6 protein-coding genes are annotated in these 16,238 nt (G+C 61.0%); 3 read left to right on the top strand and 3 right to left on the bottom strand.

Features of this window, described 5'->3' with window-relative positions:
* Positions 1 to 14: 14 nt before the first annotated feature.
* Together AC515T_RS22840 and AC515T_RS22845 are read right to left on the bottom strand one after the other, a co-directional pair.
* Entirely contained in the window at positions 15 to 950 is a 936-nt protein-coding gene (locus tag AC515T_RS22840) for an iron-sulfur-binding ferredoxin reductase (protein WP_496530119.1), read from the bottom strand.
* Complete coding sequence (locus AC515T_RS22845; RefSeq protein ID WP_496530120.1) at positions 943 to 2,049, bottom strand: GGDEF domain-containing protein; 1,107 nt, start codon at positions 2,047 to 2,049, stop codon at positions 943 to 945. The genes AC515T_RS22840 and AC515T_RS22845 overlap by 8 nt, the downstream gene beginning before the upstream one ends.
* Positions 2,050 to 2,520: 471 nt before the next feature.
* On the opposite strand from AC515T_RS22845, the gene AC515T_RS22850 reads away from it, so the two are divergent.
* The 3 genes from AC515T_RS22850 to AC515T_RS22860 all read left to right on the top strand — a co-directional run bounded on the left by AC515T_RS22850 (position 2,521) and on the right by AC515T_RS22860 (position 11,562).
* Positions 2,521 to 4,044, top strand: coding sequence for a fumarate hydratase (locus AC515T_RS22850; protein ID WP_496530121.1), 1,524 nt, complete (start codon positions 2,521 to 2,523; stop codon positions 4,042 to 4,044).
* A 295-nt stretch (positions 4,045 to 4,339) separates the two neighbouring features.
* Positions 4,340 to 8,773 carry a SpvB/TcaC N-terminal domain-containing protein gene (locus AC515T_RS22855; RefSeq protein WP_496530122.1) on the top strand — a complete coding sequence of 1,478 codons (4,434 nt, stop codon included), beginning with the start codon at positions 4,340 to 4,342 and terminating at the stop codon, positions 8,771 to 8,773.
* Entirely contained in the window at positions 8,770 to 11,562 is a 2,793-nt protein-coding gene (locus AC515T_RS22860; protein WP_496530123.1) for an RHS repeat domain-containing protein, read from the top strand. The genes AC515T_RS22855 and AC515T_RS22860 overlap by 4 nt, the downstream gene beginning before the upstream one ends.
* A gap of 22 nt (positions 11,563 to 11,584) precedes the next feature.
* Here AC515T_RS22860 and AC515T_RS22865 read toward each other — a convergent pair whose 3' ends face one another.
* Positions 11,585 to 16,078 carry an NEL-type E3 ubiquitin ligase domain-containing protein gene (locus AC515T_RS22865; protein WP_496530124.1) on the bottom strand — a complete coding sequence of 1,498 codons (4,494 nt, stop codon included), beginning with the start codon at positions 16,076 to 16,078 and terminating at the stop codon, positions 11,585 to 11,587.
* Positions 16,079 to 16,238 lie beyond the last annotated feature (160 nt).

Raw genomic sequence — 16,238 nt, forward strand, 5'->3', positions numbered from 1 at the left:
CTGTAAATCAGCGCTCAACCACGGGGCAGGAAGACGTCGGCCAGCAGTTGATTGCGCGGCAAGCCGGCCAGGTACAAACGCTTGGCAAAGGCCTCGACCCGGTCGGGATGACCGCAGAGTAAGGCCTGGGTTTGCCGGGAAACAAGCCGCAGTTGCGCCAAGGCGGACGGCGCCTCGGCCGCGGTCAGCAGTTCTACCGAAAGGTTTTCATGCTTGGCCGCCAGCGCCGCCAGGGGTTTGGCCAGGTAATGCCCGGCCGCATCATGGGCCACGTGAATAAGACGAATCGCGCCTTGGTGATGCTGGCGCAAGGCTTCGCGCAGGAGGCCGAACAACGGTGCCAGACCGGTGCCGGCGGCAAGCAGCCACAGGGGTTTGGCGTGCCAGTCGGGGTCGTAGTGCAAGGCACCGCCACGCAGTTCGCCCAGGCGGATCGGGTCGCCGGCCTTCATCTGCCGGACAGCCCCGATGAACTGGCCGGGCTCGCGGCAATCGAGGTGGAACTCCAGGAAACGGTCTTCTTCGGGCAGGCTCGCCAGGGAATACGGCCGGGCCACGTCGCCGGCCCACAGCACCAGATGCTGCCCGGCCCGATAGCGCAGCGGCCGCTCGGGGGTGACGCGCAAACGCAGCACCTCACCGCCCAGCCAGTCCACCGCCATCACCTGGGCGGCCTGGCCGTCGCGTTGCGGGTCGAAGGTATGGACCTGCACATCCTCAACCACCTGGCATTGGCAGGCCAGCCGCCAACCCTGGTCGCGCTGCGTCGGGCTCAAGGCGTCGGGCCGGCTGTCACGCACATCGCCGCCCACGCATTGCACCAGGCAGGCGTGGCAGCTCCCGGCGCGGCAACTGTAGGGCACCGCCACGCCAGCGCCGTTCAAGGCGTCCAGCAGGTTACTGCCCGCCGCCACCGTCCATTGCCGACCGGCGACTGTCAGTTCAGGCATCGACGTTCTCCCAGGCGGCGGCGCAACGATTGCGGCCGTCTCGCTTGGCACGGTACAGGGCTTGGTCGGCACGCTGCAACGCGTTGTCCAGGTCATCGCCCATGTCCAGCATCGTCATGCCTGCCGACAGGCTGAGAGCGCCGACCTGCAGGCCGATCAGCTCGACTTCGGTGAACGCCAGCCGCAGCCGCTCGCAACAGGCCGTCAGGCGCGAGGGATCGCAGGCAGGCAGCAGCATGACAAATTCCTCACCGCCATAGCGGGCCAGCACATCGCCTTCGCGCAGGCACGCCGTGGCAACTGCGGCAAACGCCTGGAGCACCTGGTCGCCAGCGGCGTGGCCGTGCAGGTCGTTGATGCGCTTGAAATGGTCGAGGTCGATCAGAGCCAGGCCATGGGCGACGCCGGGCCTGAGGGTGTTGAGTTCGCGGGAGGCCAGGCGCAGGAAGTGCCGGCGGTTGAACAGCCCGGTCAATTCATCGGTGGCCACCAGGTCTTCGAGCTGGCGCATCATCCCGCGCAAGGTGTCCTGGTGCGCCTGCAAGGCAAACCGCCGCTGGCGCATGCGCTGGCGTGAGGTCTGGACGTAGCGGGCGTAAAACACCAGCCACACCAGCACGAGAAACAGCACGGCCACCTGCAACCCGGACAGGGTGGGATCGGGAAGCCTGAAAAAGTAACCGTCCCAGAGGGTAATGGCGGTGAAGCTGATGAACACCAGCGACGCACAGCGCACAAAGGCCCGGCGCGACAAGTGGAATAGCCCGAACAGCAGGATCAGCACATAAAACACCAGGAACACGCCCCGGGCCTGGTCCAGGTGCGCCATCATCCAGGTCTGCCAGCCCAGGCCGATCAACACCTGGATTTCGGTGAGGCTGGGGTCGGCGAAGCGCAGGTTACGGTCGGTGATAAACAGCGCGAACAGCCCGGCCTGGCACAGCACGACTAACACGCTGCCGATGATGACACCGCGCAACGAGTCCAGGTAATGCCCACTGAAAAATGCCAGCCACAACAAAACCAGTGCCAGCGCGTACGTCGCGGCCGCCAAAGCGAAGCGTTTCAGCAAAAGACGTTGAATGGCGTTATGGGTCAATCGTTGACTCACCATGGGAAAGGAAACTGACAGGAGGCGTCCTACGCTACAGGCCAGACGCCACTTTAGTGGCGTGTAGGGCAAATGACCATTCAATTCTGGAGCAGAAAAATGGCGTCAAAGCAATGGCCCAAAATGACGCAGTTGTCTGATGTCCCTGGCGAACGTTTACCTGTGGCGAAGGAGCTTGCTCCCGCTGGAGCGCGAAGCGGTCCCGTTTCTGGTGGGCGCTTCGCACCCAAGCGGGAGCAAGCTCCCTCGCCACGGGCTTTCACCTCCCACCTGTTCAATCCGTCGCTATCGCGAGCAAGCTCGCTCCCACAGGGTGCCGGCCTGCGATATACTGCCGCGCCTTTTTAGCGTCGCGCCAGCATGCCCGGCGTGCCTTATAGAGGTGCCGCCCGTCGACCGATGCACCCAAGCGGCCGGCACCTTATTGAATGTTCCCGTCTTTAGAGAGGAGCGCGACTCATGACCGTGATCAAGCAAGATGACCTGATACAGAGCGTTGCCGACGCCCTGCAGTTCATTTCCTACTACCACCCCGTGGATTTCATCCAGGCGATGCATGAAGCCTACCTGCGCGAAGAATCGCCGGCGGCCCGTGACTCCATGGCGCAGATCCTGATCAACTCGCGCATGTGCGCCACCGGCCATCGGCCGATCTGCCAGGACACCGGCATCGTGACCGTGTTCGTGCGCGTGGGCATGGACGTGCGTTGGGATGGCGCAACCATGAGCCTGGACGACATGATCAACGAGGGCGTGCGTCGCGCCTACAACCTGCCGGAAAACGTCCTGCGTGCCTCCATCCTCGCCGACCCGGCAGGCGCACGTAAAAACACCAAGGACAACACCCCCGCGGTGATCCACTACTCCATCGTCCCGGGCAACACCGTGGAAGTGGACGTGGCGGCCAAGGGCGGCGGCTCCGAGAACAAGTCGAAGATGGCCATGCTCAACCCGTCCGACTCCATCGTCGATTGGGTACTGAAAACCGTTCCGACCATGGGCGCCGGCTGGTGCCCACCGGGCATGCTCGGCATCGGCATCGGCGGCACCGCCGAGAAAGCCGCGGTCATGGCCAAGGAAGTCTTGATGGAATCCATCGACATCCACGAGCTCAAGGCCCGCGGCCCGCAGAACCGTATCGAAGAGATGCGCCTGGAGCTGTTCGAGAAGGTCAACCAACTGGGCATCGGCGCCCAGGGCCTGGGTGGCCTGACCACCGTGCTCGACGTGAAGATCATGGACTACCCGACCCACGCCGCCTCCCTGCCGGTGTGCATGATCCCCAACTGCGCCGCCACCCGTCACGCCCACTTCGTGCTGGACGGCACTGGCCCGGCGTCGCTGGAAGCGCCACCGCTGGACGCCTACCCGGAAATCGTCTGGGAAGCCGGCCCGTCGGCCCGTCGCGTCAACCTCGACACCCTGACGCCAGAGGAAGTGCAAAGCTGGAAGCCGGGCGAAACCGTGCTGCTCAACGGCAAGATGCTCACCGGCCGCGACGCGGCGCACAAACGCATGGTGGAAATGCTGAACAAGGGTGAAACCTTGCCGGTGGACCTCAAGGGCCGCTTCATCTATTACGTCGGCCCGGTCGACCCGGTAGGCGACGAAGTCGTCGGCCCGGCCGGTCCGACCACCGCCACACGGATGGACAAGTTCACCCGCCAGATCCTCGAGCAGACCGGCCTGTTGGGCATGATCGGCAAATCCGAGCGCGGCCCGACCGCCATCGAAGCGATCAAGGACAACAAGGCCGTCTACCTGATGGCCGTCGGCGGTGCCGCTTACCTGGTGGCTCAGGCGATCAAGAAATCCAAGGTCCTGGCGTTCGCCGAACTGGGCATGGAAGCGATCTACGAGTTCGAGGTCAAGGACATGCCGGTGACCGTTGCGGTCGATAGCCAAGGCGAGTCGGTGCACATCACCGGTCCTGCCATCTGGCAGAAGAAGATCAGCGAGAGCCTGGCGGTAGAGGTGCAGTAACACGCACTCCAGCGCTGTGAAGAAGGCCGGTGGGCGACAAGCTCACCGGCCTTTTTCATGTCATCACAAAAATCTGTGGGAGCGAGCTTGCTCGCGATAGATGGGGTTCCTTCAGCATCGACAGAGACTGACCCACCGTTATCGCGAGCAAGCTCCCACAAAAGCTGTGCGAACAACCGTTCATCGTGCAAACCCGCCGACCTGTCAGATCTGACAGGTTACACCCCTGTTCTCCCTTGGCATCCTCCCCTGGCCGGGGATCAATCCTGGCGCGGCTTAAAAGGGATGAACGTCCATGGCAGAGCAAGCGCCCCTCCAGATCATCACGCCCACCATCGCCGGCAGTGCGTCAATCGCTACTATCGGCAACAGCCTCGGCCCGGTAGGCACGCTAGGTGCCGCTTCCTTTGAATTGCCGTTACCCATATCGAGCGCCCGTCACCTGACGCCGACGCTGGCGCTGCGATACAGCAGCCAGAGCGGCAACAGCACGTTCGGCATCGGCATGCAGTTGTCGGTCCCCAGCATTCGGCGCAGGACCCATAAAGGCGTACCGCTCTACAACGAAGAGGACGTCATGGTTGGCCCCGACGGGGTGGAGCTCTGGCCTGATCTGGAGGCACAGACCAGCCGCACAGTCGGCGACCGGACCTTCGCGACGGTGCGCTACTACCCCAGGATTGAAAGCACCTTCGACATTTATGAACTCTGGACGTCCATCGACGACCTCCCGTTCTGGCGAGTACAGGGCAGCAACGGTCACTTGTATTGCTATGGGAAAAGCGAAGCGTCACGCATTGTCGAGCCTGAGCCTGAACCCGAGCCACCGACACGCATCGCCGAGTGGCTGTTGCTGGAAGAAGTCAGTCCGCTGGGCGAGCACATCTATTATGAGTATGTGGCGGATCCGGCTGTATCCGACGGCCCCCATGACTACCGCGCCCAACGCTACCTGCGCCGTGTGTGTTACGGCAACGCCACGGCCAGCGAAACCTTCTACTGTTTCGAAGAACCCGACCCGGTCACCCTGCCGTGGCACTTCCATCTGGTCTTCGACCACGGCCAACGCTCCCTCGAACTTGAGGAAAAACCCATCTGGACGCCCGCCGACGAAGACGCCTGGCAACTGCGCAGCGACCCGTTCCACACTTACCGATACGGTTTCGAAATCGGCACCCGGCGCCTGTGTCATCAGGTGCTGATGTTCCACCGTTTCCCTGCCGACGCCGAACCGGCGCTGGTGCGGCGACTGTTGCTGGAGTACACCTCGACGGCGCTGGGCTACAGCCTGTTGACCGCCGCCCACTATCAAGACTGGGATGCCGAGGGTCGGGTCGGGTATTCGCCACCGGTAGAACTTCACTACAACGACTTTGCGCCTGACGTTGTACCCAAGACTTTTTTCGCCTTGGAAACCATGCCTGCCCTGGAACACGGTCGGCGTTATCAGTGCGTCGACCTGTATGGCGAAGGTGTTCCAGGTTTTTTGTGCCGCTACAGCCATGGCTGGTATTACCGCGAGCCCGAGCGCGCGACAACCGGTGACAGTGAAGAAATCGGTTATGGTCCCTGGACGCTTCTGGAAAGCATTCCAGTGGCCGCCGAAAACTCGACGGTCATGCAATTGCTCACCGACCTGACCGGCAGTGGCCGCCTCAATTGGGTCATCGCCCAGCCCGGCACGAGCGGCTTCTACACACTCAACCCGGACCGCAGCTGGTCGGCCTTCACGGACTTCAAGCATTTCCCCGTAGAGTTCCTGCACCCCGCCGCGCAATTGGGCGATCTGGCCGGCGATGGTTTGCGCTCGTTGGCGATGATCGGCCCCAACAGCGTACGCCTCTATGCGAACCTGCGCGAAGAAGGGTTCGCCGCCGGCGTGGACGTGCCCCATGAACCGGACAGCCCCCTGCCATTGTTCAGCAACGTACGCAGCGAGCTGGTGCTGTTCGGCAATATGCTGGGTAGCGACAGCACCGAACTGGCCCGCATTCGCTTCGATGAAATCAGGTGTTGGCCAAACCTGGGCCACGGGCATTTCGGCGCCGGCTTTGTCATGAGCCCCCTGCCCTTCAGCTACGAGGAGTTCAGTGCCGAGCGGGTGCGAATCGCCGATCTGGATGGCTCTGGAGCACCGGCGCTGATCTACCTGCGAAGCGATTGTTTCGACATCTATTTCAACCACGGCGGCAATGGCCTGGAGCAAACGCCTTTGCGGGTGCCCTGGCCCGACGGGTTGCGCTATGACAACCTCTGCCAAGTCACTTTGGCCGATCTGCAAGGCTTGGGTTGCGCCAGCCTGATCCTGAGCGTGCCCCATCACACGCCGGATATGAAACCCCGGCATTGGCGCTACGACTTCGTCACGACGCGCCCCTATCTGCTCAACGCCACGAACAACAACATGGGCTGCGGCAGCACCCTGACCTATCGCAGTAGCGCACAGTTCTGGCTGGACGAGAAAGCCCAACGTGTGGCGAAGGACGAACCACTGGATTGCTACCTGCCCATGGCCCTGCAACTGGTGGCGCGCCAGCAACAGCTGGACGAAATAACCGGAAATTGCCTGACCCAGCGCTTTACCTATTACGAAGGTGACTACGACAGCTATCACCGTGAGTTCAGGGGCTTTGGCCGCTTGTATCAGCTCGACAGCGAGTTGCCTTCAGAAGACCGGAACAGCGACTTCACCGCACCGGTGCTGGCCAAGACCTGGTTCCATACCGGTCGTACCGTCGACCAGCCGCTCAGGGATTGCTTCGACGCCGACCACGACGCGCCGCCCCTGGGCCCGACGCTGCTGACCCAGTTCCATGAACAGGACGAGGCCGACCCAATCATCGTTCCCGACCCGGACACCGCCCGGGAAATGGCCTACGCCTTGAGCGGTCATGTACTACGCGCCGAGACCCACGACGGCGAATCGACCGACATGACCAAGCCCTACACGGTGGTCCGGCAGCGTTATCTGCTGCGCTGTCCCCACGACAACCAGAAAAGCCTGTTGGTGTTGGCGCTGGAAACGGCCACTCATCAATACGATGGTTTTATCGACGACCCGCAGGCCCGGCACACCGTCAACCTGGGTTGGAACCGCTACGGCCAGTTGGCGCACGGTTTCATCGTCCACTATGCCCGGCGTCTGACCGCCGCGGACCCACCGCCCTTCGAGGATGAAGACGAGATCAATTGGTGGCGTGACGCCCATGACGATCAACAACAAGTTTTCCACATCATCGAAAGTCGGGCCGAGTATCTGCACCTGGTGGACGATAGCGGGCAACGCCAGCGGCTGGGCCTGCCCTGGCGCGCTCGAACCAACGGTCTGCAACGTCCCAAAGGCACGCTTGCCCAGGGGCTGAATCCGCAGCAGGTCAGCTACGAATGCTTCCTTGAATACCACGAGCAATGGACCGCCGCCCGGGTGCTGATCGCCCTTGAGGAGCAAACCTACCTGCGAGATGCCTGGAACAACATCCTGTTCCAGGCCCTGCGCGGGCCGTTGGAAGTCGCCGAATTCGACAAACAGGCGCTGGACGCCTACGACGTCGTGCCCGGACCGTTCGACATCCGCGAGCAACTGCTAGCGATCGGCTTCGAGCCTATGAAGCTGTTCCTCCCGGAGGACCCAGGCGAGGATGACGCCCAAAACCTGTGGTCGAAAAAAGTCGGCTTTGCCACCTACTTATCGAGCCACGGCTTCTTTCAAATCAGCGAGTTGCAGGAAACCCAAAGTCATGGCGTGACAACGACCCAGTACGACGCCTATCACTTGATGCCCCTCATCGTGACGCTACCGGACGGGTGCACGACCCAAATCGAATACGACTATCACGCGCTGCTGCCGCGAAAAATCATCGACCTCAACGAGAATGTCCAAGAGGTGCTTTACGGTCCCGCCGGCGTACCTTTGGGCATCACCTTTCACGGCACCGAGAATGGCGCTCCGGCAGGCTTCGATGCCATCGACACTTATGAGCCACCCGATGAGTTGTCGCCAGCTCATGCGATCGAAAATCCTGTGACCACCCTGGGCACCATCGCCAGCGCCGTGCGGATCGAAGAGTTGAGTTGGATGGGCACACTCGATCTGGCACGGTTCCCGCGAGCTCAGCGCGACGAGTGGGTCAGCGCCCGCTACGTATTGCCCAGCGGCCATATCCGCGCTTCGGCGCGGGTTCGCCTGGCCCGACTCAAAACACGGACCGCCGGCGAAGAACAGCTCTGGACACTGATCCAGGCAACGGCCCGGGAGCCGGCCCACAGCGTCGTGCTGAGTGCTGATCGCTACCCGAATGATGATTCTTTGCGACAGATCCGCATTGGCCTTAACGCTGTCGACGGTTTTGGCCGGGCATTGCAAAGCAAACAATTGGTCGAGCCTGGGCAAGCCTATGCCGTGGCCGAGGACGGCTCGCTGCGATTGGACGACAACGGGCAGCCGATCCAGCATGAAGCCACCCGCCGCTGGCGCGTCAGCGAACGGGTCGAGTACAACGGCAAGGGCTTGGTGACGCGGGTATACAGGCCGTATTTCGCCGATGCATGGCGCTACATCAACGACGCCTCGCTGCGCGAGCATGGCTACCATGATCAACAGTTCTACGATCCGCCCGGGCGGCTGGTCAAGGTCGTCAATGCCAAGGGCCATGAAGCCTGGCATGTCTATCATCCGTGGTACCAGTGCGACCACGACTACAACGACACCGATACGGGGCCTGCCCCATGATTCGACAGATTCATGGCAAGACTCCCGTCGTGGCGGTGTTCAATGGACGAACCGGCCCCGTCCGTCGGGTGGACTATCTGCGCGGTTCGACAAGCGACGAAACCCAAAGGCTGGTCACAGCCCAGGCGTATGACCTCCTCGGGCGCATCGTCGATCAATGGGATCCGCGCTTTCACGGCACGCCAACCATCAGCCTGCACAGCCTCTACAGCCTGTCCGGTACACCACTGCGTACTGAAAACGTCGATGCCGGGTGGCGCTGCGAATTACCCGGCCTGGCCGGCGAGCGCCTGCACAGTTGGGATGCCCGCGGCAGCGAGCAACAGACCGAATACGACTCGCAGTTGCGGCCCATGCTGATCCGCGAACGCGGCCAGGACCAGGCGTGGACCACGGTGGGTCGCCTGCGCTACGGCAGCCCTTCGACCGAAGACGCCCTGCACAATCGCTGCGGTCAACGGGTGGAGCATTACGACACGGCCGGGCTGGTCACTGTTGAGGATTATTCAATGACAGGGTTGCCCCTGGATCAGGGACAACGTTTCCTCGACACGTTGGAGATGCCCGACTGGCCGGACGATGAAGCGGGGCGCGAGCGTTTGCTGGAGCCTGCCCGCTACGACACCCATTGGTACTACAACGCCTTGGGTGACGCCGTGGGTCAGACCGATGCCAAGGGACACAGCCGACGCATTGAGCTCGATGTCGCCGGACAACCCAAGCGCGTGCATTGGCAATGGGCAGGCAGCCCCACTGCCGAGCTGGTCACCCATGAGTTCCAATACTCTGCCGGGGGTCAGCTACAGGCGTCCACCGCCGGCAATGGCATCAAGACCCATCTTGCCTATGACCCGGCCAACGGACGCCTGACTGAGCTCAAGGCCATGAGTGGCAGCGATGCCCTGCAGCACTTGACCTACCTCTATGACCCCATGGGCCATGTCACGTCTATCGCCGATCACACCCATGTCGTGCGTTACCACGCCAACCAGCGCAGCGAAGGCATTCGTACCTTCGTCTATGACAGCCTGTATCGCCTGGAAAGCGCCACGGGATTGGAGATCCCCGGAGCGGGTACGCAACCGGGATTGCCAGGGCTTGTCCCGCCCTCCGACCTGTCCTTGCGAACCCCATACACTCAACATTACGAGTATGACCACGGTGGTAATCTGGAAAAATTGCTGCACAACAGCGCCACCCCAGGCCAAGGGCATACGCTACGCCTGACACTGGACCCGTCGAGCAATCGCTGCCTGCAATGGCACAAGGGCGAAGCCGCTTTCAACGAAGAACTGGACTTCGATGCCGGCGGCAACCCACTGAGCCTGCCCGCCACCGGACAGCACCTGACCTGGAACTGGCGCAATCAATTGCACAAGGTGACCCAAGTCCAACGCCACGATGGCGAAGACGATGCCGAGCACTACAGCTACAACGGCCAGGGCATCCGCATGCGCAAGCGGCACATCGCCCAGGCCGCTTCCGTCAGCCACGTGCGCGACGTGCGTTACTTGCCGGGCCTGGAAATCCGCACCCTGGACGACAGCGAAGAATTGCACGTCTGCACCTTGCAAGGCCCGGCGTTCAACCTGCGCGGACTGTACTGGGCCAAAGGCCGGCCGAGCGAAATAGAGCAAGGCCAACTGCGCTACAGCCTTGAAGATCATCTGGGTTCGTTGGTCATGGAACTGGACCAGGACGCCCGGCTCATCAGCCTCGAAGGTTACTACCCCTTCGGTGGCACGGCGTGGTGGGCGGCGGGCTCCCAGGTGCAGGCCAGTTACAAGACCGTTCGTTACTCCGGCAAGGAGCGCGATGCCAGTGGGCTTTATTACTACGGGTTCCGTTATTACGCACCGTGGATGATGCGCTGGATCAACCCGGACCCGGCGGGGCCGGTGGATGGGTTGAATGTGTATGCGATGGTGGGGAATAACCCGATCGGGCTTGTGGATGCTTTCGGGTTGGGCAAGGAAAAATTTTATCAAGCCTTTAGCCAAGAGACGGAGCGCATGCTGACAGGTGCGGAAAAAAACCCCCTACCACCGCAAAAGGGAAAGCCGCACGAAGTCAAGCAAGCGCGGGAAGAATTTTATAGAGAATTCCCCTACGCAAGATTTACCACGGCGACAAAAAACAAACTGACTGCACATGCTGGCGTGCTGTTTGACAACGGCGATCCCAGCGCCTCGATCATGATAACCAATGTATACAATATTCCCCAACCAAAGAAAGTCGAGGAGGTTCCGGGAATCAGTGTCCATAAGCCTCGACATCCCACCGTACGGGAGCCCTACTTACTCATGTCAGGAATACTGGCGGTCGACCCGGGCGAATTCGCGACCCATCTGGGTGAACGCTATATCGAAGCTGTCAGGGACCCCGATATAAAAATCTATAGAGGAGGCAGTGCGACCCCAGTCGGTATCAGCGGTATTGAATATGAAGCATCCCTGCCCGATATGGTGAGAGAACTGGTCATTCCTCATATCGAGCAGAGCGATGCTCTGACCCCGCAAAGTGCCGGCATTCCCGGGTATCACGCGGAGGTCGTCCAGGGCAACTTAATCAGGTTATTCCCGAACGTTAAGGAAAATCTTCAATTTGTCACCATCGCCACACAGAAGCTGCAAGGCGCCAATGTCGTTGAAGATTTTCCGGCCTGTTTCAATTGCACCAACATCCTGCTGGACAGCGATGATGGAGCCCCCGGATTCAACATCATTACCGGAAGGACGCTTATATCCCATGACGAATGGAAGCGTATGGTGAAAGCCTACCCAGACTGATGCCACCCACGGCTGGAATCATTTACCGCCCAGGTATTTCGAGCAACTGCCGGCTCAACCGTCGCAGCAACTCCGTGCGACCGTATCCCAGCTCTATCATGCCTTGCTCATACTGTTCCTTAGAGATAGCACCCTTCAGCTGAGCATCAAGCAATGCCTCAGCCTGTTCAGCGTACTTAATCGAGTTCTGAAGAAACGCTTGTGGGTAACGCTTTTTCAAATACCGTCGCCAAAACCTTTGCCCGATCATCTGATTCACCAACCCATCGCCTGTTTCCAGCGCCAGGACAGACTGATAGGCCTGGCTCAGCGCCGCTTCGTCCACATCCGCCAGCGCCTGGAACAACATCCCCTTGGATTGCCATGGCAACTCAAGCCGCTCGGCCAAACCGGTCTGGAACGCCAGGTAGACTTCCACCTCATCAATGGTCCCGGTGAGTTCGCCATCCTCATCCAAGGCGATAAAAGTCTCGCCCGCCTGCAAGCGACTCTGGATCGTGGCGCGGGCAATTTCGTTGACTTGATCCAACCGGGACTTGCCCTTGGCCAGCGCCAGCAACTTGGCTTCGACCTGCCCGGCGTCGCCCTCCCGATACGCTTCATGGACCAGGACCTTGACCCCCATTTCGTTGAACAGCTGGGCCCCGGCATCGGCACAGGAATCCGGGTTGATTGCCATGCGAAACAAATCCTCGCGCAATGTCGCGTCTTCGGACATCGCGTCGAGCATTCTCCAGACTCGCTCCACCAACTGGGGACGATAAGTCGCCTCGACGTAATCAGCAGCCTCCGTCAATTGCTCCAGCACCTCGAAAAAACCCTGGGCACCGGCTTCACGCTCAAGCTCATCCCAAGTCCGTTGCCGAGCCACGCGCTGCTCAGCGTCGACATCTTCGAGCCAATGCTGGCTGGTCAACTCGCCCTTGGGTGGATAGCTGCGCGCCGGATCATAGCCGACCGAACGCATGTAATCCTGGAACTGCCTCAGACAATCGCCCGGCAGTTGGTCCCGGCTCAAACGGGTGCGAGCGATCAACCGGGCTTGCTCGGAGCCGGGCGTCACTTGCGGTATACGGCTAATGGGGTTGTCCATCAGGTTCAGTTCGAAGGCAGGCGGCCGCGCTGTGGAAAACAAGCCTGGCGGCCAGTCGGCGATGCCGGTGTTCTGCAAATCCAGCACGTTGAGCTCCGGCATGAGGCTGATGTCGGGAAGCAGAGTCAAGGTTGGGTTGTTACTCAGCCGCAACACTTCCAGGCGGCTAAGCCCCGCTATTTCAACCACGTTTTCGGCGGTGAGGCTCAGCCGGTTGTCGGCGAGGTCCAGCCGCTGCAGATCGGCATAGTTGAGTCGGGGAGGCGTTACGAGATGGTTGTGGCTCAGATCCAGCGCCTTCAAATCAGGAAAATAATCAAGGAATGGTCCCATATCGACACGAAGCGCTCCCTGGCGCCATTGAAGCGAGCTCACATGAGGAAACCTCACCTCCAACGTTGGGAAATAATCGAGAAAATCGTGCGACCAGTGATGGTCCAGATCCAGCGCGTAGCCCTCGGGCAACGGGTCCAAACCTGCTCGCCAACATTGCTTGAGGGACGATGCCAGTTTTCTCTTGTGGTAGCGCTGATTGATTGGCAGCGTATCGCCCCGCTCGATGGCGACCCAATCCTCCAGTGCCCTGCTCAACCCTTCGAATTCAATCTCTCGGGCCCTGAGATTTTCCAAGGCCATTGCCTCGGAAGGAAATGAGCCGACGAACTTGGAAAAGGCCTGCTCCGACGCGTCGGGGTACAGCACCTGGAACCGCCCCTTCAGGTTCAACCCGTCCCCGACGCCAAGCAGCCGCTCATCGACCCGCCCATAGCCCGGCTGTTCCCCGAGCAGACGCTCGACAATCAGTGGTTCCGCCACCGTACCGTCAACCTCCAGCAGGACTTTGCGAAACGTCGCCCGGTCCAATGGCGCTTGTTGGATAGCCTGCCTCAGCAAAGGCCCGTCACCCAGGTTGTAGCCCAACGTGCGAAGCTCGGCCTCGGTCAGGGCATGCAGGATGTCGGTGTAGAAATCGTCGGCGCTGTTCACCGAATTACCTTGCTCGCCAAACAGGCGGGGCGTCGCCTCTTCCACCGGCACGAGTACCTTGCGCACGAACGATGACGACGGCCCGACGCTGTCGAGCAGCGGTCCCTCAAGCCCCCCGTCGCGAATTTCGATACGCACGTCAGTCGGCCATCCAGACAGTTGCTCCAGGCTGTGCAACGCCAACCGCCAGGTGTCGGGGTTGCCCTTGGTGGGCAAATACAAGCCTTCGTAGGCCTGGACGAGGCGCCATTCGCCCATGGCCGTGCGGGCCGCCTGGCGCAGGCGCAGAGGCAGGTACCCGCGCTCGCTCATCTGCTGGCGCTCCACATCGGTGGCGTCAATCAACAACTCGTCCACCACGGCGCGAGGCAACTGGGGAAACTCACCGTGCAAAACCTGAGCGCCTGCACCTTCCGCCTCGCCGAACACCGGCTCGATGGCTACTGGACTACCTTGCGCGGCACGGAAGCGCTTGATGGTTTCGGCCAACAGCACTGGAGGCCGGGTGTGTTCAACGTGCAGTTGACGCAAGCTTGATTCTTCGACCCCGCTGACGATGCGGATCTGCTCCAGGGTTTCATCCGAAAAAGCTTCGACGCTGTGCCCCAGGCGCCGCATCAGTTTTGTCCCTTGCCAGCTCAGCGGACGTTCGGCCTCGTGGACCCAGGCGCCAGCCTCGTTATGGGCCAGCCTGGGCGCATAGGCATCGACGCGAGAGGGATGTTGAATCCGATACACCGACGAATTCGGGGCCTGCTCGACCACGAACTGCTGGCCGTCGAGCAACAGGACCTCTTGGTCCTGATGAAGATAAAGGCCATTGGCTTGTGGCCGAGCGTCCGTTTCGAGGGCCAGTGACTGCTCATAGGACGCGAGATCGGGGTGCCATAGACGCGATTGCCCATCGCGGCCCCGGACCACTTTCATCTGTTCGACAAACGACGAAGGCCGACTGGACCGCACGGCCCCCACCACTTTGCCCCCTGCAACGAAAAGCCCCATGAACGCCATGTTTTCGGCGACCCCGAGCAGATGTGCGGCAGCTTCGGCACGTTGGCCATGCGACCAGTCGACGATGCCTTCGAACGCTTCATCGAGCAGCTGATAGGCGGTGTAGGCCATCAATGCTTCGCCGAGTACCGGCACGAACGACGCTGCCGTAAAAGCGGCCATTTCCAACACTGTCTCGGCCACTTGCATGAAACTGTCCCAGCGAGCCCAACGGGACTTGAGATCTTCGTCTCCCGTCGGCACGGCCAGCAGGCGGGCGTCCTGGAACATCTGGTCCAGCCGTTGCTCGAACCCATGCTCCCAGAGATCGCCCTTCACTCGTCGGCAGGTCATTCGCAGCTTGGGATTTTCCACCGGTTCGCGCCTGGCTTTGAACAACTGCGCATTGAGCGCGGCAAAAAAACGTCCACGGCTGGCCAAGGGAATGAAGCGACTGAAAACATGTTGGTAAGGCTTCGAACGCAATCGAACGGCCAGCGCCGTGAAGAACGCCGCCGTGGAACTGTACTGCCTGATGGGATACTCCGGATCGTCGGGGATATACACCACGACCGGTTCGGCCTGCCGGCTCTGCTCAAGATCGGGGGCAATCATCACGATGCCGGTCAGGCGCGTATCGAGCAGATACACGTCGTGGCAATATTGTGGCTTGCCGCGATAACTGACGTGTTGCTGGCCGTCCATCAACCCCTGCAATGTCCGATGAACCTGCGGACTGATATCCCCCTTGATCCGCCCCATGGCCGCCGCAGCACGGAAGGCGTCCTTGTCGCTGGTTTCGACACGCGCCTGGACCACGGCAGCCGCGACCGGCTCGTCGAGCAAATTATTCTTCAAATACGCTTGATAGCGCCCACCGATGTCCAGCTCCCGGCAGAGCGCCACGAACACCGGCAAGGTCAGCGTGCTGGTCATAGGCAGGACATTGAACTGCCCGGTCGCCGAGGGCCGGGTAATGAAACAGGACGCGTCGTCGAAAAAACCTGGGCGTGATTCTTTTGCCTCAAAATTTTGCAGGGCGGCATCCAGCAGCGAAATCGTTCGGGACCTGTATGCGACGGAAATCCCCTCCGGGATATAGAGCCGCAGGTATGTTTGCCTGACATCCAACGTGACGTTGCAACGTTTTTCCAGCGCAGCGACCAACAGCGGCTCAGCGAAGGCTTCGATGGACTGGAGCCGAGCGAGCACCTGCTCCAGTTTTTGCCGAGACGTCCAAGTGGCTTGCAAGGCGCTTTTCAGGTACGCCCTATCGGCCGCGGCCGCCTGGGCAAATCCCGGCGGCATTGCCCCGCTGGCTTGCATGAGCGCCGTACGTTGTTTCGATGAAAGCCCGGCCAGCCAGTCGGGCATCGAATAGACGAGCCATTCCTGGGGATCGGTCAGCCGAAGGGTCTCCGGCACTGAGGTTTGCAGAGAAGTCATGTATTGCAGTCATCCGTGACAAGTGAAGCTTGAAGCTAAACGACGCCCGCCCATCGGAACCAGCCGAAACTTGTTTCCGGACAAAACACGGCGACCCGGCCTGTTTGGTGCCTGCCAGCAACATGCTATGGTTCGCCCCCGACTCCCACCGGTTTGCGCC

It is taken from the genome of Pseudomonas sp. FSO-7 (genome assembly GCF_059579345.1).

Coding starts and splice junctions, on each gene's coding strand:
- AC515T_RS22860 (WP_496530123.1), top strand. CDS start 8,770: ATGATTCGACAGATTCATGGCAAGACTCCCGTCGTGGCGGTGTTCAAT.
- AC515T_RS22855 (WP_496530122.1), top strand. CDS start 4,340: ATGGCAGAGCAAGCGCCCCTCCAGATCATCACGCCCACCATCGCCGGC.
- AC515T_RS22865 (WP_496530124.1), bottom strand. CDS start 16,078: ATGACTTCTCTGCAAACCTCAGTGCCGGAGACCCTTCGGCTGACCGAT.
- AC515T_RS22840 (WP_496530119.1), bottom strand. CDS start 950: ATGCCTGAACTGACAGTCGCCGGTCGGCAATGGACGGTGGCGGCGGGC.
- AC515T_RS22850 (WP_496530121.1), top strand. CDS start 2,521: ATGACCGTGATCAAGCAAGATGACCTGATACAGAGCGTTGCCGACGCC.